General features: G+C 69.5%; 19 protein-coding genes, 1 tRNA gene and 1 pseudogene. 11 read left to right on the forward strand and 10 right to left on the reverse strand.

All coding sequences use genetic code 11. The features are described 5' to 3' along the window. The first annotated feature begins 56 nt into the window (after nucleotides 1-56). Nucleotides 57-587 carry a peptidylprolyl isomerase gene (locus tag AB0B48_RS00385; RefSeq protein WP_272614231.1) on the forward strand — a complete coding sequence of 177 codons (531 nt, stop codon included), beginning with the start codon at nucleotides 57-59 and terminating at the stop codon, nucleotides 585-587. A 94-nt stretch (nucleotides 588-681) separates the two neighbouring features. After that, nucleotides 682-1593, forward strand: a complete 912-nt coding sequence (locus AB0B48_RS00390; RefSeq protein ID WP_357193696.1) for a rhomboid family intramembrane serine protease — start codon at nucleotides 682-684, stop codon at nucleotides 1591-1593. Nucleotides 1594-1633: 40 nt separating this feature from the next. Here the strand turns inward: AB0B48_RS00390 and AB0B48_RS00395 are convergent, their stop codons facing one another. Continuing rightward, nucleotides 1634-2116: a PH domain-containing protein gene (locus AB0B48_RS00395; RefSeq protein ID WP_357193699.1), complete on the reverse strand. Its 483-nt coding sequence runs from the start codon at nucleotides 2114-2116 to the stop codon at nucleotides 1634-1636. 124 nt (nucleotides 2117-2240) lie between these two features. On the opposite strand from AB0B48_RS00395, the gene AB0B48_RS00400 reads away from it, so the two are divergent. Further along, entirely contained in the window at nucleotides 2241-3413 is a 1173-nt protein-coding gene (locus AB0B48_RS00400; RefSeq protein WP_357193702.1) for an acetyl-CoA C-acyltransferase, read from the forward strand. Between the two features lie 19 nt (nucleotides 3414-3432). On the opposite strand, the gene AB0B48_RS00405 is transcribed toward AB0B48_RS00400, so the two are convergent. Together AB0B48_RS00405 and AB0B48_RS00410 are read right to left on the reverse strand one after the other, a co-directional pair. Then, on the reverse strand, nucleotides 3433-4317 hold the full coding sequence (locus AB0B48_RS00405) for a maleylpyruvate isomerase N-terminal domain-containing protein (protein ID WP_357193705.1): 885 nt from the start codon (nucleotides 4315-4317) through the stop codon (nucleotides 3433-3435). Nucleotides 4318-4398: 81 nt separating this feature from the next. Continuing rightward, a complete protein-coding gene (locus tag AB0B48_RS00410) occupies nucleotides 4399-5337 on the reverse strand; it encodes a hypothetical protein (protein ID WP_357193708.1) in 939 nt (312 codons plus the stop codon). Nucleotides 5338-5518: 181 nt separating this feature from the next. Here AB0B48_RS00410 and AB0B48_RS00415 point away from each other — a divergent pair, with 181 nt between their 5' ends. The 5 genes from AB0B48_RS00415 to AB0B48_RS00435 all read left to right on the forward strand — a co-directional run bounded on the left by AB0B48_RS00415 (nucleotide 5519) and on the right by AB0B48_RS00435 (nucleotide 10029). Further along, entirely contained in the window at nucleotides 5519-6532 is a 1014-nt protein-coding gene (locus tag AB0B48_RS00415) for an aminoglycoside phosphotransferase family protein (RefSeq protein ID WP_357193711.1), read from the forward strand. 111 nt (nucleotides 6533-6643) lie between these two features. After that, nucleotides 6644-7150 (forward strand): hypothetical protein, encoded by a 507-nt coding sequence (locus AB0B48_RS00420; protein ID WP_357193713.1) that lies wholly within the window; start codon nucleotides 6644-6646, stop codon nucleotides 7148-7150. Between the two features lie 73 nt (nucleotides 7151-7223). Continuing rightward, nucleotides 7224-7916 carry a response regulator transcription factor gene (locus AB0B48_RS00425; protein WP_328651712.1) on the forward strand — a complete coding sequence of 231 codons (693 nt, stop codon included), beginning with the start codon at nucleotides 7224-7226 and terminating at the stop codon, nucleotides 7914-7916. Continuing rightward, complete coding sequence (locus AB0B48_RS00430; protein ID WP_357193717.1) at nucleotides 7909-9372, forward strand: HAMP domain-containing sensor histidine kinase; 1464 nt, start codon at nucleotides 7909-7911, stop codon at nucleotides 9370-9372. The genes AB0B48_RS00425 and AB0B48_RS00430 overlap by 8 nt, the downstream gene beginning before the upstream one ends. A gap of 57 nt (nucleotides 9373-9429) precedes the next feature. Then, a complete protein-coding gene (locus AB0B48_RS00435; protein WP_357193720.1) occupies nucleotides 9430-10029 on the forward strand; it encodes a hypothetical protein in 600 nt (199 codons plus the stop codon). Nucleotides 10030-10073: 44 nt separating this feature from the next. On the opposite strand, the gene AB0B48_RS00440 is transcribed toward AB0B48_RS00435, so the two are convergent. Then, nucleotides 10074-11675 carry a ricin-type beta-trefoil lectin domain protein gene (locus AB0B48_RS00440; protein WP_357193723.1) on the reverse strand — a complete coding sequence of 534 codons (1602 nt, stop codon included), beginning with the start codon at nucleotides 11673-11675 and terminating at the stop codon, nucleotides 10074-10076. 147 nt (nucleotides 11676-11822) lie between these two features. Then, on the reverse strand, nucleotides 11823-14042 hold the full coding sequence (locus tag AB0B48_RS00445) for a glycosyltransferase family 39 protein (RefSeq protein ID WP_357193726.1): 2220 nt from the start codon (nucleotides 14040-14042) through the stop codon (nucleotides 11823-11825). 123 nt (nucleotides 14043-14165) lie between these two features. On the opposite strand from AB0B48_RS00445, the gene AB0B48_RS00450 reads away from it, so the two are divergent. Beyond that, nucleotides 14166-14873 carry a glycosyltransferase family 2 protein gene (locus AB0B48_RS00450; protein WP_091397575.1) on the forward strand — a complete coding sequence of 236 codons (708 nt, stop codon included), beginning with the start codon at nucleotides 14166-14168 and terminating at the stop codon, nucleotides 14871-14873. Here AB0B48_RS00450 and AB0B48_RS00455 read toward each other — a convergent pair. Both AB0B48_RS00455 and AB0B48_RS00460 read right to left on the reverse strand, forming a co-directional pair. Continuing rightward, a complete protein-coding gene (locus tag AB0B48_RS00455) occupies nucleotides 14859-15752 on the reverse strand; it encodes a transketolase (protein WP_357193805.1) in 894 nt (297 codons plus the stop codon). The genes AB0B48_RS00450 and AB0B48_RS00455 overlap by 15 nt on opposite strands. 5 nt (nucleotides 15753-15757) lie before the next feature. Then, nucleotides 15758-16453, reverse strand: a complete 696-nt coding sequence (locus AB0B48_RS00460; RefSeq protein ID WP_357193729.1) for a transketolase — start codon at nucleotides 16451-16453, stop codon at nucleotides 15758-15760. A gap of 47 nt (nucleotides 16454-16500) precedes the next feature. On the opposite strand from AB0B48_RS00460, the gene soxR reads away from it, so the two are divergent. Then, on the forward strand, nucleotides 16501-16974 hold the full coding sequence (gene soxR / locus AB0B48_RS00465; RefSeq protein WP_357193732.1) for a redox-sensitive transcriptional activator SoxR: 474 nt from the start codon (nucleotides 16501-16503) through the stop codon (nucleotides 16972-16974). On the opposite strand, the gene AB0B48_RS00470 is transcribed toward soxR, so the two are convergent. Further along, nucleotides 16967-17965 carry an NAD(P)H-quinone oxidoreductase gene (locus AB0B48_RS00470; protein ID WP_357193735.1) on the reverse strand — a complete coding sequence of 333 codons (999 nt, stop codon included), beginning with the start codon at nucleotides 17963-17965 and terminating at the stop codon, nucleotides 16967-16969. The genes soxR and AB0B48_RS00470 overlap by 8 nt on opposite strands. 161 nt (nucleotides 17966-18126) lie before the next feature. On the opposite strand from AB0B48_RS00470, the gene AB0B48_RS00475 reads away from it, so the two are divergent. Next, nucleotides 18127-18213, forward strand: a tRNA-Ser gene (locus AB0B48_RS00475). Between the two features lie 66 nt (nucleotides 18214-18279). On the opposite strand, the pseudogene AB0B48_RS00480 reads toward AB0B48_RS00475, so the two are convergent. Then, nucleotides 18280-18572, reverse strand: a pseudogene (locus AB0B48_RS00480) (integrase); the annotation flags it as partial. A gap of 126 nt (nucleotides 18573-18698) precedes the next feature. Beyond that, the gene (locus tag AB0B48_RS00485) at nucleotides 18699-21425 is read right to left on the reverse strand and encodes a tetratricopeptide repeat protein (RefSeq protein WP_357193738.1); all 2727 of its coding nucleotides are present in this window, start codon (nucleotides 21423-21425) and stop codon (nucleotides 18699-18701) included. Nucleotides 21426-21440: the final 15 nt, after the last annotated feature.

Consider the following 21440-nt stretch of genomic DNA (forward strand, 5'->3'; position numbering starts at 1 on the left):
CAGATCGGGCACATGGGAGGATCCGCATGGAACTGACCAACGAGTGAGGAGTACCCGTGGCCGAGGCTGTCTACGCCACCCTGCACACCAACGCTGGCCCAATCCGGCTGGAGCTCTTCCCCAACCACGCGCCGAAGACCGTCCGCAACTTCGTCGACCTGGCCGAGGGCAACCGTGAGTACACCGACCCGCGCACCGGTCAGCCGGGCAGTGGTCCGTACTACGACGGCACCATCTCGCACCGGGTGATCAGCGGTTTCATGGTCCAGATGGGCGACCCGACCGGCACCGGCCGGGGCGGCCCGGGCTACAAGTTCGCCGACGAGTTCCACCCGGAGCTGCGGTTCGACCGTCCGTACCTGCTGGCGATGGCGAACGCCGGACCGGGCACCAACGGTTCGCAGTTCTTCATCACGGTGTCCCCGACGCCGCACCTCAACAACCGGCACACGATCTTCGGCCAGGTCGCCGACGAGCAGTCGGTGAAGATCGTGGATTCGATCGCGAGCACCCCGACCGGTCCGAGCGACCGTCCGCTCCAGGACGTCGTCATCGAGCGGGTCGAGATCGAGCGGTCCGCTTCCTGAGCGACCGGCGAGGTACCTTTGCTCGCATGATTGAGCGCTCCGGAGCACAGCCGGTGCCGGTGGACCGTGCGGTGGCGGACGGAGGGTCGGCCCGGTGAGCGAGTCTCCACCGACCACCCCGGTCTGCTACCGGCACCCCGGCCGGGAAACCTACGTCCGGTGTTCCCGCTGTGACCGGCCGATCTGCCCGGACTGCATGCGGGATGCCGCGGTCGGGCACCAGTGCCCGGAGTGCGTCAACGAGGGACGTCGCAGTGTCCGGCCGGCGCGTACCGCCTTCGGCGGCGGTACGGCCGGCCGGCACGGCTATGTCACCAAGGCGCTGATCGCCGTGAACGTGCTGTTCCTGCTGGCCTCCATCGCCTCAGCCCGGGGCGGGGACGCGGCGGTCGGCGGCTCCGGCTTCGGCGGCCTGATGGGTGGCAGCACGCCGCTGACCGAGTGGGGTGCGGTGCTCGGCCGGGCCTACCTCTCCGACTACACGCTGGGCGGGATCGCCGAGGGCCAGTGGTACCGGCTGGTCACGGCGATGTTCCTGCACTATGGCGTACTTCACCTGCTGCTCAACATGTGGGCGCTGTGGGTGCTCGGCCGGTCGTTGGAGGCCAACCTCGGGCGGGTGCGGTTCGCCGCGCTCTACCTGATCGCGGGCCTCGGCGGCAACGTGGCCGCCTACCTGTTCAGCAGCCCGCGGGCGGCCACCGTCGGCGCGTCGACGGCCGTGTTCGGTCTCTTCGCCGCGCTGATCATCATCGAGCGCAGGTTGGGCCGGGACATCTCACGGATCATCCCGATCCTGGTGATCAACCTGGTGTTCACGCTGGCCGTGCCGGGCATCTCGATTCCCGGGCACCTGGGCGGCCTGGTGGTCGGCGCGCTGATGGCGTTGGTGCTCGCGTACGCGCCACGTGGTCGGCGCACGCTGGTGCAGGTCACCGGTGGGGCGCTGATCCTGCTGATCCTGCTCGCGCTGGTGCTCTTCCGGACCGCCGCACTGCTCACCTGACAGACCGCCGCACTGCTCACCTGACAGACCGCCGCACTGCTCACCTGACAGGGCGGACGGCGCGCAGTGCGGCGGCCACCTCTTCCGGGGTGGCCCCCAGGTCGTACCGGCCGAACAGATGCAGCGAGTTGCCCGCGTCGATCTCCAGGGTTTCGCTGGTCAGCCCGAGGCGGGGCCGCCGGTCGACGGCGATCGCCTCGACCGTCGACCAGGGCAGCAGCCGCCGGCCGGCGAAGCCGTGGATGACGGTGAGCCCGGCCGGGTCCACCGCCAACCGGACCGGCGCGACCAGGTCACGTACCGCCCAGCCGGCCAGCGCGGCGGCGGCCAGGACGGCCAGTGCCAGCCGGACCGGGTCGCCGTCGGCGAAGAGCAGACCGAGCGCGATGAGCAGAACCGCACCGGCCAGTTTCGCCGCCGGCAGGCTCGCCGGCACTCGCCACTGCCGGGCCGGGGAGGTCTCAGTCACCCGCCCAGCATGCCAGCGGTACGCCGAATCGCCGCCCCCGCGCGGGTCGATCATGCAGTTGTGGTGCCCCTCATATGGTGCGAAGCAGGAGCTTCTGCCCACCACAAGTCCATGATCGACGCCGGAGGGTCGAGGGACGACGTAGGATCGGGGCAGCCCAAGTTACCGGGGAGTAAACATGAGTGACGCGGTCATCGTCGGCGCGGTACGTACCCCGGTCGGACGGCGCAAGGGCAGCCTCGCCGGCGTCCACCCGGTCGACCTCTCGGCGCACGTGCTGCGCGCCCTCGCCGAGCGCACCGGGCTCGACCCGGCCCAGGTCGACGATGTCTTCTGGGGCTGCGTGTCCCAGGTCGGCGAGCAGTCGTGGAACATCGCCCGCAACGGCGTGCTCGCCGCCGGCTGGCCCGAGACGGTCCCCGGCACGACGCTCGACAGGCAGTGCGGCTCCAGCCAGCAGGCCCTGCACTTCGCCGCCGCGACGGTGCTCTCCGGTCAGGCCGACCTGGTGGTCGCCGGCGGCGTCGAGTCGATGACCCGGGTGCCGATGGGCTCCAGTGTGGCCGGCGGCATGCCGTTCAGCGACCAGTTGCGCGCCCGTTACCGAGGCGTCGAGGGCTTCGCCGACGACGCGCCGCTGCCGTTCAACCAGGGGGTCGGGGCCGAGCTGATCGCCCAACGGTGGCGTCTCTCGCGTACCCAACTGGACGAGTTCGCGCTGACCAGCCACGAGAAGGCGGCCGCCGCGCAGGACGCCGGCGCGTTCGACCCGGAGCTGACCCCGGTGCCGCTCGCCGACGGCGGCAAGTTCGCCGCCGACGAGGGCATCCGCCGGGAGACCTCCCTGGAGAAGCTGGGTGAGCTCGCCACCCCGTTTCGCGCCGACGGCGTGGTGACCGCCGGTTCCGCGTCCCAGATCTCCGACGGCGCCGCGGCCCTCGCGGTGACCACCTCCGACTGGGCCAGCCGACACGGCCTGCGCCCGCTGGCCCGGATCCACACCGCCGTGGTCGCCGCCGACGACCCGGTCACCATGCTCACCGCACCCATCCCGGCCACCGCGAAGGCGCTGCGCCGCGCGGGGCTGGGCATCGAGGAGATCGGGGTGTACGAGGTGAACGAGGCGTTCGCCCCGGTGCCGCTGGCCTGGCTGGCGGAGACCGAGGCGGACCCGGAGCGGCTCAACCCGCGTGGCGGGGCGATCGCCCTCGGCCACCCGCTCGGCGGCTCCGGTGCCCGGATCATGACGACCATGCTCCAGCACATGCGGGACAACGGCATCCGCTACGGCCTTCAGACCATGTGCGAGGGCGGCGGCATGGCCAACGCCACAATCGTCGAGCTGGTCTGAGGACACCGCCACACACCGGTCACCTCCGCCGGGGCGCTGGTGGGGGCGCGAGCCGGCCGTTGGGCATGTGCACGACCCGGAGGAACGCGGGCAGTCGCCACGGCCTCGGCCCACCGATGACGACGTCGCGCCGCAGCACCGCCTGCGCGGTGCTGATCCGGCCGAACATCATCAGGTTGAACCGGGCGGGGCGGAACGTCACGCTCGCGTCGAACGGGGCGTCGGGAGCCGCGATCCACACCCGGCGGTCGCCCAGGGTCAGCGTCGTCGTCGGCACGTACCGTGAGCGGAACTGCACCGACACATCGTGCCGGGGCGTCGGCAGTTCGGTGTTGAGCAGCACCCCGTACGTGTCGCGCAGCATGTCGAACATGAACAGGTCCCAGTAGAGCGCGGCGTGCTCGTCCGGCATCGGCCACGCCCGGCGGAGTGCCCGGGCGATGTCCCAGCCGTGCACCAGCAGCTCGTTGGTCAGATGGGCGAACAGGCCGCCGACCGTCACCCGCGCGTTGCCCAACCAACTCACCGTCGATCGCGGGTCAGCCGACGTCGCCAGGAGGCGGTCGACCATGGTGTTCAGCTGCGTCAGCAGCACCTGCGGGTCGCGTTCGGTGAAGTGGGCGAGCACGTGGGCATTGACGTCGGCCACCGTGTCCACGTTCGTGGTGGCGAGCAGGTCCTCCAGCCCTGGCACCCGGATGGGGACCTCGGTGCCCTCCAGTCTCGACACGTACAACATCGCGATCGACACCACGTGTGCCAGCGTGTCGGCCACTGTCCAATCGGCGGTCGCCATGACGACGGGCGAGGGCGCGGCGGCCACCAGGTCGGTGAACCGGTCGGTTGCCGTTCGCAGTGCCGTGTTGGCCACACTCCAGCGGTCCGGATCTGCCGCGCCAGTCATCCGAACAGCATCGGTGACCTGACGTGCCGGAGCATCTTCGAACGTGCCGTCTTCGCCTCGGGCGGCAGGTCCGGACCGGCGTCAGTGGTTGTAGAACATGGTGGGGAACCAGCCGAAGCCGAAGATCGAAGGCACCCGGACGTCCCAGTACACGACTGTGAAGACCCCGAGGGCGATGAGCAGGGCGCCGCTGAGCACCATGCTGCGCCGCACGTCGGCGGCGAGCCAGCCGATGAACCGGCCGCGGGTGAGCATGATCAGCAGTGCGAACAGCGCGGTGACCACCACGATGTTGCCGAGGGACTGCAGGACGAACGCGGCCGAACCGTACAGCGGGTTGCCGCTGTCGACCGCCCAGTGGAACAACTTGTTGAACAGCGGGTACGGCCGGCCGATGAGGAAGCCGCCGATGAGCGCGCCGAGAGTGATCACCCGCGCGACCGGTCGGTCGGCGAACACGTCCCGCACCGTCCCGATCGCGGCCAGCCCGAGGTAGATGAGGGCCAGTCCGATGACACCGAACACCACTGACGACTGGATGATGCGTACCGGCACCCCACCGGCGGTCTCGGTGGACAGCTGAGGGAGCCGGTCGCCCAGGAGGACTCCAATGAATCCGTACGCCGCAGCGACGGCGACCATGCCCAGGGTGAGGTAGCCGACCGGCCGCAACAGCAGCCGGAGCCGGTCGCCGTTGCCGCCGCTTGCCGCGCCGAGCGGCCCGATGGACGCGAGCATCGCGATGTTGCACGCGGTGAAGGTGCCAGCGAGGCCCGACACGAACGCGAACACCAGGCCGGCGGCGGTACCGGAGATCGCCGTCGCCTTCGCGTCGTGACCGAGGAGCCCGCTGGCGACACTGTCACCGATGACCGAGTCGACGAACTCGTAGGACCAGAGCACGGCAAGCAGGACTCCGGCCGCCACGCTCACCGCGATGATGAGCCCGTTGCGGTGTGGACGCTCCGCGACGAAGGGTCTCGCGAAGTCTCGGGTGCCTGTGGTCGGCGTTTCCGTCATAGCTCTACTCCCCGGGCCGATTCGCGCGTGACTATGCGCAGCGATGATGTCGCTCAGGGTTGTCTCGGCGCATCTCGCAGAGTGCGCAATCGGCAGAGGTGTGGGCCTTCGGTGGGACGCCGCGACGTGCCGGCCGGAAAAGCGGTCCCCAACGTCGGGCAGACGGCCTAGGGTGCCCAGCGTGACGACGATCGCCGGTGAGCGTGCCCCCGACTGGTCCAGCGAGCAGTGGCAGGTGCGGGCCCGGTCCTGGGTCGACGCGCAGCTCAGCCGTGCCGGCCGACGGGTGACCGGGCCGGTGGAGCCGAGGCTGCGGCCGTGGTCGCTGGTGTGGCGGGTGCCCACCGACGACGGCCCGGTCTGGTTCAAGGCCAACAACCCGGGCACCGTGCACGAGGCGGTCCTGATCGCGGCGCTCGCCGAGTTGACGCCCGACCGGGTGCTCACGCCGATCGCGGTGGACCCGGCGCAGGGCTGGTCGCTGCTGCCCGACGGCGGCGAGTCGTTGCGCGACGTGCTGGCGCGCGACCCCGACCTGGCGCACTGGGAGCGGGCGCTGCCCGGGTACGCGGCGCTGCAACTGGCGAGCGCGTCGCACGCCGACGAGATGGTCGCCTCGGGCGTGCCGGATCAGCGTCCGGAGGTGCTGGCCGGTCTCTTCGCCGAGCTGCTCGATGATCACGAGGCGCTGCTGATCGGCGCCGAGGGTGGGCTCCGTCCGGAAATGCACGAGCGGTTGCGGGCCGAGCTGCCGGCGTACGCGCAGCGGTGCCGTCGGCTCGCCGACCTCGGCATTCCGGCGACCGTGCAACACGACGACCTGCACGACGGCAACGTCTTCGCCGGCGCGGCTGGGTACCGGTACTTCGACTGGGGCGACGCCTCCGTGGCGCACCCGTTCGGCACGCTGCTGGTGACCCTGCGCACCGTCGGGCACGCCGGGAAGCTTGCCCCCGACGACGCCCAGCTGGTGCGGTTGCGCGACGCGTACCTGGAGGTGTGGACCGACCGGTACGACCGGCGGACCCTCGTGGAGGCCGCCGACCTCGCTATCGGCCTGGGTCCGGTGAGCCGGTCGCTGTCCTGGCGTCGGGCGCTGGACACCGCCGAGGAGTCCCGCGCCGAGTACGCCGACGCGGTCCCGGGGTGGCTGGAGGAGCTGTTCGCCGCCAGTCCACTTCAGCCGAACGCCTGACCATGATCCGTCCGAGTCGGAAGTCGGACAGGCAGTGCGACAGGCGGCGTGGAACTTCCAAAAATTCCGCGTGACCCACGTCACCCTGCTGGGGACGTCGTTGGGCAGGTCATGGACGTCTTCTCCCGAACGTTCCTCCCGGCCGCCGCTGAGGCTGGCCTGGCCGTGCAGACGGTGAGCCGGCACATGCCGGTCTTCCGGCGCTGCGTCGGCTCCGGTGACGCCACCATCCTGGTCACCCGTTGCAGCCGCCCCGACCGCCCGGTCACCGGCGACTACCTGTTGCTACTCACGCACCGCCGCCTGGTGGTGACCCAGCAGACCCGCCTCCTGCACCGACTGCGCCTGCACCTCAACACCGAGTTGCGCGAGCTGAGCAACGTCACCTGGAGCCCGGACCCGCGGCTGCAGTCGGTCGAGATGGCGGCCACCGCGATCGACGGGATCCGTGAGCGGTTCCTGATCCGGACCAGCCACCCGAAGCAGGTCTGGCAGCTCGACGCGTTGCTCAACCAGGCGTTCCGGACCCGCCTGCGGCCGCCCGGCGCGCGGGTCGTCGCCAGCATCGGTGACGCGCCGGCCGCCGCCCGACCCGGGCTGTTCGCTCCATCCTGGTGAGCTGACCCCGCCTTTACCGAACTCGAACACACACCGATCGCGCCGAGCCTCCGCGGTCGGCAATCATGGGCCGGTGACCGTCGAACCACCGCATCGCGGGCTCGTCCTCGTCGTGGAGGACGAGCCGGCCATCGCCGACCTGGTCCGGCTCTACCTGACCCGGGACGGGTTCGGCGTCCACCTGGAACGTGACGGCGAGGCCGGTCTGAGCGCGGCCCGCCGGATGCGCCCGGTGGCCTGCGTCCTGGACATCGCGCTGCCGGGTCTGCCCGGCACCGAGATCTGCCGCCGGCTGCGCGAGGCCGGCGACTGGACCCCTGTCATCTTCCTCACCGCCCGCGACGACGAGGTGGACCGGATCGTCGGCCTGGAGTTGGGTGCCGACGACTACGTCACCAAGCCGTTCAGCCCTCGGGAACTGGTTGCCCGCGTCCGCGCGGTGCTGCGCCGATCCGCCGGCGGCCCGGAGGGCGCGGACCGCCCACGTGTCGTCGGCCCGGTGACCCTCGACCCGGCCCGCCGCACTGTCACCGCCGCCGGTGCCCCGGTGCAGCTCACCTCCACCGAGTTCGACCTGCTGGCCCACCTGATGGCCCGGCCCGGCCGGGTCTTCACCCGGGAGGAGCTGCTGGCCGGAGTCTGGGGCTACGCGGCGCACGCCGGCACCCGGACGGTGGACGTGCACGTCGCCCAGGTGCGGGCGAAGCTCGGCCCGGCGAGCGTGATCCGGACCCATCGCGGCGTCGGGTACGCGGTAGATGCCTGACCACCCCCGGCACGTCGAGTCGCCGACCATGGCCCTGCCGGTGGTCGGCGCCCCACCCAGCGCACCCCGACGAGGCCGACCCGGCCGTACGCTGACCGCCCGCGCGGTGCTCGTCACCTGCGCGGTGGCGCTGGTGTCGGTGCTGGTCACCGCCATCGTCGCGGTGCCGCTGGCGATCCGTGGCGCGGAGCGCAGCGAGCAGGAGGCGCTCGCCGCCCAGGCCCGACTCGCCGCCGAGGTGCTGCGGACCCGCCTCGACCGGGGGCGCAGCGCCGACGAGGAACGGCTCATCCAACAACTGCGCGACCAGGGCATCGACGCGTACCTGATCCGGCGTGGGGCGGTCGACCGGGCGGGTCTGCCACCCCGGGTGGTGCAGCGGATCGGGCAGGGCCGCAACGTGTCGGCCCGCCGCTCCGTCAACGGTGAGCGGGCCCTGGTCGAGGGTCGGGCCCTGCCCGGCGGCAACGGGGTGGTGCTCTCCCGTCCGCTGGCCAACGGGCTGTGGGCCCGGGTGCTGCTCAGTCTCTGGTTGCCGCTGCTGGCCGGGTTGACCGCCGGTGTGGTGGCAGGGCTGCTGCTGGCCCGTCGGCTGGCCCGGCCGATCCGGGTCGCGGCAACCGCCGCCGCCCGGCTGCGCGCCGGTGACCGGGCCGTTCGGGTGCCGGTCGAGTCGCCGGACGAGGTAGCCGACCTGGCCGAGGCGTTGAACGGTCTGGCTGCCGCTCTGGCCACCAGCGAGGGCCGACAGCGGGAGTTCCTGCTCTCCGTCTCGCACGAGCTACGCACCCCGCTGACCGCGATCCGGGGGTACGCCGAGGCGCTCGCCGACGGGGTGCTCGGCGCCGACGACACGGTGGACACCGGTCGGACGATGCTGGCCGAGGCCCAGCACCTGGACCGGCTGATCGGCGACCTGTTGGCACTGGCCCGGCTGGAGGCCGCCGACTTTCCCCTGGAGCCGGTGCCGGTGGACCTGACTCAACTGGCAGTGGACGCGGAGCCGACCTGGGCCGGTCGGTGCGCGGCGGTGGGCGTGCCGTTCCGGGTGGAGACGCCCGGTCAGCCGGTGCCCGCGTACACCGATCCGGGGAGGATCCGGCAGGTCCTGGACGGGCTGCTGGAGAACGCGCTGCGGGTCGTACCCCCGGGGTCGCCGGTGGTGCTCGCGGTCCGGCCGGCCGGCGCGGACCCGGCGCACGGCGGCGTGTTCGAGGTCCGCGACGGCGGGCCCGGCTTCACCGACGACGACCTGGCGGTGGCCTTCGAACGCGGTGCGCTGCACGAGCGGTACCGGGGGGTGCGCAAGGTGGGCAGCGGGCTGGGGTTGGCGCTGGCCGCCGGGCTGGTCCGCCGGTTGGGCGGGGAGATCGCCGCCGGGCACGCGCCGGAGGGCGGTGCCGCCTTCACCGTCCGGCTGCCCGGTGATCCTTACCTGACTCGAACATCGTCCTGACGCTCCGCTCGTCGTTCCCGGCAAGGCTGAGGGCTCCACTGACCGAGAGGGAGAGTCATGCCACGTTGGGGTATCGCCACCGGCACCACGGCACTGCTCGCGGCGGTCGCGCTCGGCGTCAGCGGCTGCGGGGCGGCCGAGGTGGCCAGCCAGCCCGCCCGGGATGTCGCCGTCGAGGTCGCCGCCGCCATGGGAGTCGAGGGTCAGGCGCTGGCCGCGATGGGCTTCGACGCCGACGACCTGGACGTGCTGACCGTCGCCGCACCGGCCACGCCGACGCCGGGTTCGTCCCCCAGCGCGAAGGAGAAGGCCCGGGAGAAGCGCGGTGAGGAGTGGCGCAAGCGCCGCCAGGCCCGCGTGCTGCTGCGCAAGAACACCCTGCACGGTGAGGCGGTGGTGAAGACGAAGGACGGCGGTACGCAGACCGTCGCCGTGCAGCGCGGCGAGGTGACAGCGATCGACGGCGACTCGATGACCGTCAAGTCCACCGACGGCTTCACGATGACCTGGACCTTCGGCGACGACCTGCGGGTGGTCGAGCGGCGGGCCACGGTGCAGCCGAGCGAGGTGAAGGTCGGCGCGACGCTCGGCGTCGCCGGCGCGAAGGACGGCGACAAGGGCGTGGCCCGGCTCATCCTCATCCCCCGAGCCAAGTGAGCGAAAGGGGGCCCTGGCCGACGCCAGGGCCCCCTTTCCCGGTGTCAGTAGACGCGGGAGCCGATGAAGTCGTCGTGACCGTAGCCGACCGGGTTGGCGGCGGTACGTGCCTCGAACGACCACTGCTGCCTGGTGCTGGTGGAGCAGGTGGCCAACCGCAGCCGGGGAGCGCCCGACGACGGGCTGTCGAACGCCACGCAGAGGTTGCTCGCGGCGGCCGGCTTGATCTGGTTGCCGACGAAGGCGAACTGCTGGGCGGCAGTGCCGTTGCAGTCGTAGATGTTGACCGCGGTGCCGGCCGTCATCGACCCGCCGGCGACATCGAGGCAACGGTCGTGGGAAAGTTCCGAGTGCAGCGACCGCTTGGCCGAGTCGTACCAGAAGCCCTGGTTGCGCCCGCCGTGGCAGCCGTACGACTGTTGGGCGGTGCCGTTGCGGGAGTCGTACCCCTTACCGTCGACGCAGGTGCTGGTCCCCAGGTTGCGCAACTGCTTGAACTGCATCAGGCCGGAGTAGAGCACGCCGCTGCCGGTGCTGGCCGGGTCGACGCAGGTGGCCTGGTTCTGCCCGGAGTTCCAGAACTGGGTGATGCACTGGGCGAACATGCCGTGCCCACGCGCGTTGGGGTGGAACGACTGCCGGGCGGCGTTCTCGTTCCAGATGCCGACCTCGATGAAGAGGCCGCGTACCGAGGTGTTGTCGGTGCACACCTCGTGGCCGTGGAAGAGCCGGCTGGCGTCCAGATAACGGGTCCCGGTCTGCGCGGCCGCCGACCGCAGCGCCGACTCGAACAGCGGCACCGCCTTGTTCCGGGCGAACGCGGCGTCGGCCAGGTAGAGCAGGCAGCCGCCGGAGTACCAGCCGGGGAAGTTCGGGTTGTCCTCCACGTCCGGGCTGGCCGGGCTCGGGTACGACATGAGCACCAGTTCGTAGTCCGTGCGCAGGTAGCCGGCCCTGGTCATGGTCTGCCGGATGTCGGTGAGGGCGTCCGCAACCGCCCGGCGGCTGCCGTCGGTGCGGATCGTCCACTGGTCGGTGTAGTCGGGGTAGCAGTTGCCCTGGAGGAAGACCCGGCTGACAGCGCAGTCGGTGGCGACCGGGCCGAACTGGATGGTGCCGTCGCCGTTCGCGCCGACCACCACCCAGATCAGCTTCACGTGCGTGTTGCGCGCTTTGATCCCCAGGTAGTCGCCCTGGTTGAGCTCGTTGTGCTGGGTGGGGCCGCCGGCGATGAGGTTCCACGGGGTGGCACCGGAGCAGGCGATGTTGTAGCGCGCGTCCGACGGGATGCCGGTGCGGAACACCGCCTGGTCGTACGAGCGGTCGCACCAGTTGCCGTCCTGGTGGGTGCCGGGGACGTAGTTGCCGACGCCCTCACCGGAGATCTGACTGTCGCCCATGGTGATCAGCGCGGTACGCCGTTGTTCGATCGGACGGATCGCCGGGCTGCCGTAGAGGGCGGTCGCCTCGGCGGCCCGGATGGCTTCGAGGTTGGAGGGGAGTGGTTGGACGGCTGGTCGGTCGGCTGCGGTGGCGGGGGTGGCCGGTCCGGCGAGCATCGGTAGGACGAGAGCGGCGGCGACGGCGACGGTGATGGCCCGTCGTCGGGTCGCGCGTTCGGGCGGCCTGGCGGGGATTGCAGGCATCGACGCACTCCTTTCGGCTCAATCGCGGGACGTCGATTGAGTTACCAGACGGTAACGTGCGAATCAGCAAATGTGAATGCGCCTCAGATCCTTGCGCGCGGAATGCAGAACCGCTCGGATCGGACTATCCGACCCTCCACGGCGGCTTTAGCGGCCCGGCGGCAGGGCGTAGCCGACATAGCTGCGGAACTCCAGCCGCCAGCCGACCGGGACGAGTTTGGCGCAGGCGGCCTTGTTGCCGGTGCAGACGATCGCGTCGACCGAGGCGGGATCAGCCGGCGGTCGTTCCGGCAACACCGACTGCAACGCCACCAGGTCCGGTGAGCCGCCGTCGGGCTGCCGCAGCAGCAGCCACCACGGGTACTCCCAGTTGTCGTTCTGCTGCACCAGCCCGATCCGTCGCGCACCGCTGTCCTGGACCGATGTCGCCGCCCAGCGGAACTCGTCGGCCCACTGGGGGCGGCGCAGGAACCGGGTGTCCCAGTCCGAGGTGGTGAACACCGAGCCGGCGCCGACCAGCCGGCGCGGGAAGCCGTACGACAGTGCGAGCACTCCGGCCAGCGCCGAGGTGGCCAGCACGGTGACGGCCGCCACGGTGGCAACAGTTCGACGCCCACCCGCGCGGTTGCGCAGGAGAGCGTCCAGCCAGAGGCCGGCGAGGGGCGTGGCGAGCACGACGGCGTAGAGCAGCAGCCGGTTGCCCCACGGCTGCCACTTGATCATCGCGGTATGCAGCAGCACGGCGGTCAGCACCACCACGGCGTACGTCCGCAGCGACCCCGCCCGCTCGGAAGTGATCCGCCGTGGTCGGGCGAGCGCGATCACCGCACCGATCACCGCCAACGCCCCGGCCAGCGGGAACGCCACCCGGTCCTCGTCCGGATACCAGGCCGGCTCCGGGAACAGCTCCCGCCCGAAGGTGATCGCGCGGTCCTGCGGGTCGACCCCGATCGCCTCGGCGCCGCTGATGATCACCTCGGCTCCGGCCCGACGCAGCGGTGCAAGCGGCGTGTCGAATGCGGTGTGCCCGATCCGCAGCGCGTTGACCACTATCGACGCCGGGTCGTGCCGCTCCATGGGGATGGACTCGCGCAGCCGGGGCGGCCCCAGCGGGTGCCCGAACTCGGCGGTCACCCGGGCCAGGAAGGGGCCGACCACCACGGCAGCGACCACCAGGATCAGCACCGAACCGCCGACAGTGCGGGCCAACCCGCCGATCGGCCAGGCCCGCCGACCCCCGGCGGGCGCTGTCGGGCCTGCCAGCGCCGATCGATCGGCCCGGGCCAGCCTCAACTGGGCCAGGCCCCAGAGCACCAGCAGCGGGCCGACCGCGATCAGGCCGCTGGTCTTGGTCACCGCGGTCAACCCGGTGGCCGCCCCCAGCCCGAGCAGCGTGCCCCAGCCGGTCCGCCGACTCAGCCCGTCCAGCGTCAGGGTCGCCGCGCAGGCCACCCACGCCGCGCAGATCAGGTCGGTCTGCGTGCTGGTCGCCTGGAGCACGACCATCGGCGTGGTCGCCAGCACGAACGCGGTGAGCAACTGGGCCCGCCGGCCGCCGCCGAGCTGCGCGGTGATCCGTGCGGCCACCAGGAGGCAGACCACTCCGGCCGCCCACTGCACCAGGTTGTGCAGGTGGTCCCCGCCGGTGAGCAGGCGCAGGTGCAGCAGCAGGTACTCGGCTCCGGGCGGAATGGTCACCTGCCGGTGGATGGCGGTGGGCCAGAAGTCCAGGTCGCCCTGGGCCACCCAGTGCTCCACCTTCGGCAGGTGGTACGTCTGCGAGTCGAAGTTGTTCGGCTCGGCCAGCAGCGCGACCAGCAACTCCACCAGGACCAGCCCGCCGACCGTGCCGGCGAGGAGCCGCTCACCCGGCCGGGCCGTACGCCACGCCTCGACCGCTGCGGCACGAAGGTCAGCGAACCCCCGTGCGGCCCGGATCGGCGCGGGGCCGGGCTCACCGCGTTCGGCGGCCGGGACGGACACGTCGGGTCCGCCACCGGACACCACAGCGCCGACCGGGACCGGCTGCGGTGCGGTGCTGACTGCCGGCGCAGCGCTGACCGGCACCGGTGCGGCGGCGCTCGGCTGCCCGGGGCGGGTCGCCCGTCGCCAGCGCAGACCGACCGCCGCCGCGGCTGCGACCAGCAGAAGCAGCCAGGCGACTGTGAACGCGCCTCGGCTCAGCGCATGCGACGCGCCGAGCACCTCGACGACGAGCACCGCGTACGCCCCGCTGAGCAGAACGGCGCGCACCACGGCGAGCCGCAGCGGTGCCACCGCGCCAGCCTCTCGTGGCATCGCCGCGACGATGAGCAAAAGCACCGCGGCGGCAGGAATCACCGCGAGCAGGGAGCCGGCAGCCGACATGGCGGAAGTAAACACCATTGATCTGAGGCCGCCGCGTCGACTGCCCAGCGGTAGCGGTACGCGGTAAACAAACCAACCAGGTTAGGCTATGGCCGACGTGTTGCCGCCACCGTGGAGATCCCCGTGAAGCTCTCGATCCTCATGCCGGTCTACAACGAGGAAGAACGCATCGCGGATGCCCTCAAGCAGGCATTGGCGGTTGACTATCCGTGTGAGATCGAGTTGGTCGTCGTCGACGACGGCAGCCGCGACGGCACCGGCGAGGTCCTCGGTCGCGCCGACGACGCGCGCCTTCGGGTCATCACCCACCAGCGCAACGCCGGCAAGGGTGCCGCCATCAAGACGGCGGTCGACAGCGCGGAGGGTGACTACATGGTCATCCTCGACGCCGACCTGGAGTACGACCCGCAGGACATCCCCAAGCTGCTCGACCCGGTGCTCGACGGCCGGGCCACTGTGGTCTACGGCAATCGCACCTTCGGCAGCCACAGCGCCTACAGCTTCTGGTACGTGATGGGCAACAAGGGCGTCACGATGGCGGCCAACGTGCTGTTCAACTCGTACATCGGCGACCTGGAAACCTGCTTCAAGCTGATGCCGGTGGCGCTCTACCGGTCGCTCGGGGTGCGCTCGCGCGGCTTCGGCATGGAGGCCGAGGTGACCGGCAAGCTGCTGCGTCGCCGGATCCGGCCGTACGAGGTGCCGATCAGCTACCGGGCACGCGGCCGGGAAGAGGGCAAGAAGATCACCTGGAAGGACGGCGTCGAGGCGATCTGGATCCTCGGGCGCGAGCGCGCTCGCCGCCGCCCCGCCGTCTCAGCCGCCAACTGACCCCAGGAACGCGCTGATCGACCGCCGCAGGCCGTCGGCGTCCAGCCCGTGCCACCGGGCGTGGTCGGCCGGATCGCCGTACCGTCGCAGGTCGGTCTGACCCACCCCGAGGGCGAGCAGCCGGTGCGGCACGTCCGCCAGGGCCCGGCTGACGAGCGCGCTCGACGTTCCCGCCAGGTACGGCTCGACCAACACCACGTCGGTGTTGGCGAGCGCCCGCAGCCCGGGCGTGTCGAGCGGCCGGGGTGTGTGGGTGTACGCCACTGTCACGTCCATTCCCTCGGTCGCCGCCAGGGTGGGGTCGAGCATCGGTCCGACCGCCACCACGAGGGGCGCATTCGTCGGGCCCCGCCGGAGCACCCGTAGCCGGGTGGCGTCCGGGTACGCCTCGGCGTTGCGCTGCTCGCAGAGCCGCAGGTAGATCGGGTCGTCGGTGGTCGCGGCGTTGCGCAGCAGCGGCCCCACCTCGTCCGGGTGGCCGGGCACCCGGACGGTCCAGCCGTCACCGAGGGAGTCGAAGAGCGCCACGTCTCCGGGCGACTGATGGGTGCGACCCTCAGCCGACCCGTCGTACGACGCGCCGATGCTGACCAGGACGGCGCCCACGCCCTGGTGGTCCAGATCCAACTTGATCTGCTCGTACGCCCGGTCCACCAGGAACGTCGCGTACGAGTGCGCGATCGGACGCAGCCCGGTCAGGGCGAGCCCGCCGGCCACTCCGATCATCAGTTGCTCCCGGATCCCGACGTTGAGCACCCGGTCCGGGTGGCGGTGGCCGGCCGAGGCGAACTGGCTCGCCGAGATGTCGGCCAGCACCAGCGCGGTACGCGGGTCCTCGTCGAGGAGCGCTGTGGCGGTGTCGATGAAGGCGGTACGCATGTCGGTCATCCCTTGCTCCCGATGCGGGCGACCACCAGGTGCGGGTGTCGTGGTCGGTGCCCGGTCAGTGCCGCGTACAGGGCTTCGTGGTTCCGGCCGTCGACGGTGTCGGCTGTCCAACCGTTGACGGTAAACCGGCCGGCGATGCCACCGGCCCACCCGTGGCTGGCCGACGCGTTGTCGACCACGACAGCGGTGAGGCTGTCCAGGCCGGTCGCTCCGGCGTACGCGATCGCCTCGTGGTTGGATCCCTCGTCCAGTTCGGCGTCGCCGAGCAGCACGTACACCCGGGGTTTGCGCAGCCCTTGGGCGCGCAGGCCGAGCGCGGTGCCGACGGCCAGCCCGAGGCCGTGCCCGAGGGAGCCGGAGCCGATCTCGACCCCGGGCACCAGGAGTCGGTCCGGGTGGTGGCCGAGCCGGCTCTCCGGTCCGGCCAGGTCGTCGAGCCAGGCGTCCGGGATGAAGCCGTGCGCGGCGAGCACCGCGTAGTAGGCGGCCGGTCCGTGGCCCTTGGAGAGCAGGAACCGGTCCCGCTCCGGGTCGTCGGCGGTGTCGGGGGTGACCCGCAGCACCCGGTCGTAGAGCACTTGGAGCACGTCGACGGTGGAGTGCGCGCTCGGCGCGTGTTTCTCGTCGCCGGTCAGTCGTCGGATCAGCCCGGGCAGTCGGGCGCTGCTGTCGGTGGTCAGTGTGGTGGCCATGCCACTACTGTGTTAGTTGAAGTGGACTTCAACTCAAGGACCTGGGGATGCCGGATTCATTGACGATCGGTGAGCTGTCCGCCCGCTCCGGGGTGGCACCGTCGGCGCTGCGCTACTACGAGCGACTCGGGCTGATCCGCGCCGACCGCACCGGCGGCAACCAGCGCCGGTACGCCCGCGCCGAGCTGCGGCGGGTCGCCTTCATCCGGATCTCCCAGCAGGTCGGCGTCTCGCTCGACGAGATCCGGGAGGCACTCGACTCGCTCCCCGAGGCCCGCACGCCGAGCCCGCAGGACTGGGCGCGGCTGTCGGCGAGCTGGCGCAGCCGGCTGGACGAGCGGATCCGGCTGCTCACCAGGCTTCGCGACGACCTGGACGGCTGCATCGGCTGCGGCTGCCTGTCCCTGCAGCGCTGCACGTTGAACAACCCGGAGGACGCGCTGGCCGGCGAGGGCCCGGGCGCCCGACTGGTGCTGCCCAGACCGATCGTCGACCCGACGCCGGCCGGCACGCTCAACTGACGGCCGACCCTCCGCCCGGCGGGCGGGTGAGCAGCACCTTGCCGAAGTGGTCGTTCGACTCGACGAGCCGGTGCGCCTGCGCCGCCTCGGTCATCGGCAGCCGCCGGTCCACGATCGGCCGGATCCGGCCCGCCTCGACCAACGGCCACACCTCGTCCCGTACGCCCTGGACGATCTCCGCCTTCTCAACGAGCGGACGGGACCGTAGCGACGTCGCGGTGACGCTGGCCCGCCTGGTCATCAGCGCGCCGAGATCCAACTCGGCCTTGCGCCCGCCCTGCATCCCGATCACCACGAGCCGACCGCCAGTGGCCAGCGTGGAGACGTTCCGCCCCAGGTAGGACCCACCCATGATGTCGAGGATGACGTCGACACCGCGTCCGTCGGTGATCCGCCGGACCTCCTCGACGAAGTCCTGCTCCCGGTAGTCGATGACGTGCGCCGCGCCCAGCTCACGCAGCCGGGTGTGCTTGGCCTCCCGCGCGGTGGTCAGCACTGTCACGCCGAGGGCCGCCCCGAACTGGATGGCGAAGGTGCCGATCCCGCTGCCGCCACCGTGCACCAGCAGCGTGTCGCCCGCGCCGAGCCGCGCCACCTGGATCAGGTTCGACCAGACCGTGCAGGCCACCTCGGGCAGCGCCGCCGCGTCGACCGGGTCGCAGGCCGGCACCGGCAGCAACTGCCCGGCGGGGACCGCGACCCGCTCCGCGTACCCGCCGCCGGCCAGCAGCGCGCAGACCTGCTGCCCGACCGCCCACCCGGCGACCTCCGCGCCAACCTCCGTGATCACCCCAGAGCATTCCAACCCGGGGTACGCGGGCACGCCGGGCGGCGGCGGGTAGTGCCCCTGCCGTTGCAGCAGGTCAGCCCTGTTCACCCCGCTGGCCCGCACATCCACGATCACCTCGTCCGGGCCCGGCTCCGGGTCGGGCACCTCGGCCCACACCAGCGCGTCAGGTCCACCGGGCTCCGGAATCGTGATGGCTCGCATGGGCCCAGTCTTCCCGATCTTCCCGGGTGCCGCAGGCGCACCGCCCAGCCCACAGTGGACACGGCAGACCGCCTGGCCGGCGTACCGGGGAGGGACGCCGGGCCGCCCGGAGCGAGCCGTGGCAGACTATGCGTGGCCGTACGCCCACGGGTGGCGGCCAAGGAGGGTTCGCCTAGTGGCCGATGGCGCTGGTCTTGAAAACCGGTAAGGCAGCGATGTCTTCGTGGGTTCGAATCCCACACCCTCCGCCCCTCTGGACACCAGAAACGCCCCTGACCAGCGCGAACGCTGGCCAGGGAGCGCGTCTATGGGTGCTAAGTCGGTCTCACTTGGCCCCGCTCGGGGCCGTCGTGTCTCACTGGTTGTGTCGTCTGCGTGTCGGCGTTCCCGGGCTTCTCTTCGGCCGTGCCCGGAACCTCGGTGCCCAACGCTCCCTCGATCCGTTTCTGCGCCGCCTCGTCCTGCCCGTCGACGCGCGAGACGTAGACCTATAACAGAATATGTACGCTGTGCCCGGCCCACTGAGCGCCCTGGGTGGCCGGCACCCGGCGTTGAGCCAAAGCGATACGGCGGCATGTCGCAGGTCGTATGGCCGATGGGTCAGCGGCCAGCGCTCAGTGCCTTTCAACGCCGGAGCTGATGCCGCAATAACGAGTATGGCCGAGATCGCAAGCCCTCTCACCAACGAGGCCCGTTCCCCATCGGTTGACGTCGGGCGGTTTAATGGCCCTGCCTAGTCATCGGCATCTGCGATTCTATCCAGGATTTGTTGCACAGCAACTGTGTGGGGATGTTCCACGCCAAGAACACGCAGGTAGCCACTTAGAACCTTTTCGAATTCAAGCCTAGCTACGTCGTAGTTCCGTCGCTTGAGGAGAAAGTATGCGAGGCAAGAACGCATCCGCAGCGTCCTCGGATGATCTTCACCAACCACTTCCGCTGCAAATCTAAGGACCTCTTGGTGCGCTGCTTGCGCCTCATCATGCTCTTTTGTGTGCTCAAGGACGTGAGCCAATCCATGCAGTGCTTCTACCGTATTTGGGTGGCGTTCCCCGAGAACGCGGCGCCGCCCGTCAAGAACAACACGATACTCGGCTGCGGCAGCTTCGTACTCTCCCCTTTGTTGCAGAAGGACCGACAGGCAATATCGGGTCTGGAGCGTTCCGGGATGATCGTCGCCCAGGACCCGGCGCTCCGCCTCCAAAACAGACCGATGTTCGGTTTCCGCTTCTTCGAGTTCCCCACTAGACGTAAGCACATCAGCCAAGTGATGCCGAGCCGACAGCGTAAGCCGATGATTTTCGCCTAGGACTGAACGTCTGGAGGAAATGACCTTGCCGTACTCCTCTTTCGCGGCTTCATATCTACCCTGACTTTTGAGGAACCCGGCATAGCTCGTGCGAACGCCGATGGTCTCTAGATCCTCGTTTCCGAATCGCTCCTCACGAATAAGAGTCAACTCTTTCAACTCATTCTCTACGGCATCATACTCGCCTAGATCCTCAAGGATCAGAGCGTAACACTCACGAGTCTTGAGCGTTTTCCTGTGATGCGGTCCCATTGTGCGCGCTTGGGCTTCGATCACCACAAGATGTTCCCTTGCGGCCTCGGCTGGCTTTCCGCGGCTTCGAAGCGTGTGACCAAGGTTATGTCGAATGTTCAAAGTCTGGAAATGGTCTTCACCCAGCGCTCGCCGCGCGGTTTCCAGAGCAAGCCGCTGCTCAGCCTCAGCTTCTTCATACTTGCCTTGCAAGTCTAAGAGCGATCCTAGGCACTGGCGAAGATTGAGAGTATAGGGAGCGTCTTCGCCTCTTACCCTTCGCGCCGTCTCAAGAACAGAAACGTGCTCGTTCCGCGCTTCTTCGAGGTTGCCGCGTTGGGAAAGTATATGGGCCAGCCTGTGGCGGCCCTCCAGGACGTCATCGCTTTCATCGCCGAGACGACGTTGTTGAGCCGCTATTATTGATCTGAGTTCCACCTCTGCCTGGAGATACAGACCCCGCTCTTCAAGGTAACGGGTAGCAGCAAGCGCGGCCGATCCAGCAATGACAGTCAGCTCATCAGGCACGCTAGTAAAGTCATCGAGGATGTGGAATAAATGGAGTATATGCGGCGTGAGGTACTGCCAACGAGGCCACCCTTCTTGAAGGGTTGGGTCGACCTCGGACGTCACTTTTCCGATGCTGAGTACAAGGAGATATATGTATGTCGATCGGTTCCGACCCGCCGCAGTTCGACGTGCTGCATGACGTACCAGTGGATGAACTCTTAAGGTGAGGACTTCGTCACTTGAGGCATCCGCGGCTGGCGGTAAACCGAGATCTATCATCGCCAGATTGTTCAGCGCCTGCAAGATTCGCCAAAGCTGAGGGCCATCTAGCCCTTGAAATGTGGCTGACCGAGCAAGCAGTCCCGGCTCCAGTACCGTTTGATAGGGAATCGGCGCGTCGGCGAGATTGGACAACAGTTCCAACAATGACACCGCGTCAAGAAGCCCTCGCTTCTCCAGCAGGCTAATAGATAGCTGCCAGACTCTTTCAATCAACTGCTCCCCACCGGGCGGGAGAAAATCCCCAACGACGCTGGCGCTATACTGTGAAAAAGACTTAATGGCGTCGGCTTCCGGCCAAGGCGATGAAGTAGTCTCTGCCAAATACGAGCCGGCTATCCTCAGAGCTAACGGCAGACCGCCCAGTATGGTGGCCAAGGCGGCAGCCTCGCCCCTACTGCCAGCCCGATTGCCGGTGTGATCTAAGAGAACCTGAGCGCCATCGTCCGGTGCAAGCATGTCCATGACATGTAACTCGCACCACGATCCCCACAATTCTGGCGTGGCGTCACGAGAAGTTACCAACACTCGTCCTTGCTCGGGGACGGTTGGTCTTATCCACCCAGTGCCATCGCTAATGGCACCGGGTGCTTCCCCAAGCAAGTTGGGATTGTCCGCATTGTCAACCACCAGTAACCAATTTCCGGGAAAACTTTGAAGATGATTCCAGAGCACGTCCGATGCGTTCCCTTGGCCGAGTTCCTCGGCACTAGCGCCCACCTGACGAGCGACCGCGTGCATACCTGCAGCCAACAGCGCAGAATTGCCGGCATTAATCCACCAGACGTGGATGTTGCGTGAGGATGCAGTGGCGGCAACCTCCAGCGCTACAGCCGTCTTCCCGCTCCCGCCGAGCCCATGGATGACGTGGACCTTCTTGTTCTGGTTTGCGTCACCCAGCATCGCAGCAAGTCGCGTCGTGACGTGCGACCGCCCACGTAGTGGCCGTGCTGGATCACGCCGTCCCAAGGGAGGCGCAACCGATACGGCAGTGGGTTGAGAAGCAAGTGCAGACGGGTTGCCGAGATAGACGTTTTGCGTGCCCGAGCCAAGTGCCGCAGTGTTACTTGATCCATCTGCCAAGATGTTCTGCACTATTCGTGGGACGCCCGCCGCCTGGTCGCTACTCATTCGCTACTCCCAGGG

This window comes from Micromonospora sp. NPDC049089, assembly GCF_040648775.1.
GTDB lineage: Bacteria > Actinomycetota > Actinomycetes > Mycobacteriales > Micromonosporaceae > Micromonospora.

Coding starts and splice junctions, on each gene's coding strand:
- AB0B48_RS00405 (WP_357193705.1), bottom strand. CDS start 4,317: ATGACTGGCGCGGCAGATCCGGACCGCTGGAGTGTGGCCAACACGGCA.
- AB0B48_RS00470 (WP_357193735.1), bottom strand. CDS start 17,965: ATGCGAGCCATCACGATTCCGGAGCCCGGTGGACCTGACGCGCTGGTG.
- AB0B48_RS00395 (WP_357193699.1), bottom strand. CDS start 2,116: ATGATCGACCCGCGCGGGGGCGGCGATTCGGCGTACCGCTGGCATGCT.
- AB0B48_RS00485 (WP_357193738.1), bottom strand. CDS start 21,425: ATGAGTAGCGACCAGGCGGCGGGCGTCCCACGAATAGTGCAGAACATC.
- soxR (WP_357193732.1), top strand. CDS start 16,501: ATGCCGGATTCATTGACGATCGGTGAGCTGTCCGCCCGCTCCGGGGTG.
- AB0B48_RS00455 (WP_357193805.1), bottom strand. CDS start 15,752: ATGCGTACCGCCTTCATCGACACCGCCACAGCGCTCCTCGACGAGGAC.
- AB0B48_RS00440 (WP_357193723.1), bottom strand. CDS start 11,675: ATGCCTGCAATCCCCGCCAGGCCGCCCGAACGCGCGACCCGACGACGG.
- AB0B48_RS00420 (WP_357193713.1), top strand. CDS start 6,644: ATGGACGTCTTCTCCCGAACGTTCCTCCCGGCCGCCGCTGAGGCTGGC.
- AB0B48_RS00430 (WP_357193717.1), top strand. CDS start 7,909: ATGCCTGACCACCCCCGGCACGTCGAGTCGCCGACCATGGCCCTGCCG.
- AB0B48_RS00435 (WP_357193720.1), top strand. CDS start 9,430: ATGCCACGTTGGGGTATCGCCACCGGCACCACGGCACTGCTCGCGGCG.
- AB0B48_RS00400 (WP_357193702.1), top strand. CDS start 2,241: ATGAGTGACGCGGTCATCGTCGGCGCGGTACGTACCCCGGTCGGACGG.
- AB0B48_RS00445 (WP_357193726.1), bottom strand. CDS start 14,042: ATGTCGGCTGCCGGCTCCCTGCTCGCGGTGATTCCTGCCGCCGCGGTG.
- AB0B48_RS00460 (WP_357193729.1), bottom strand. CDS start 16,453: ATGGCCACCACACTGACCACCGACAGCAGCGCCCGACTGCCCGGGCTG.
- AB0B48_RS00410 (WP_357193708.1), bottom strand. CDS start 5,337: ATGACGGAAACGCCGACCACAGGCACCCGAGACTTCGCGAGACCCTTC.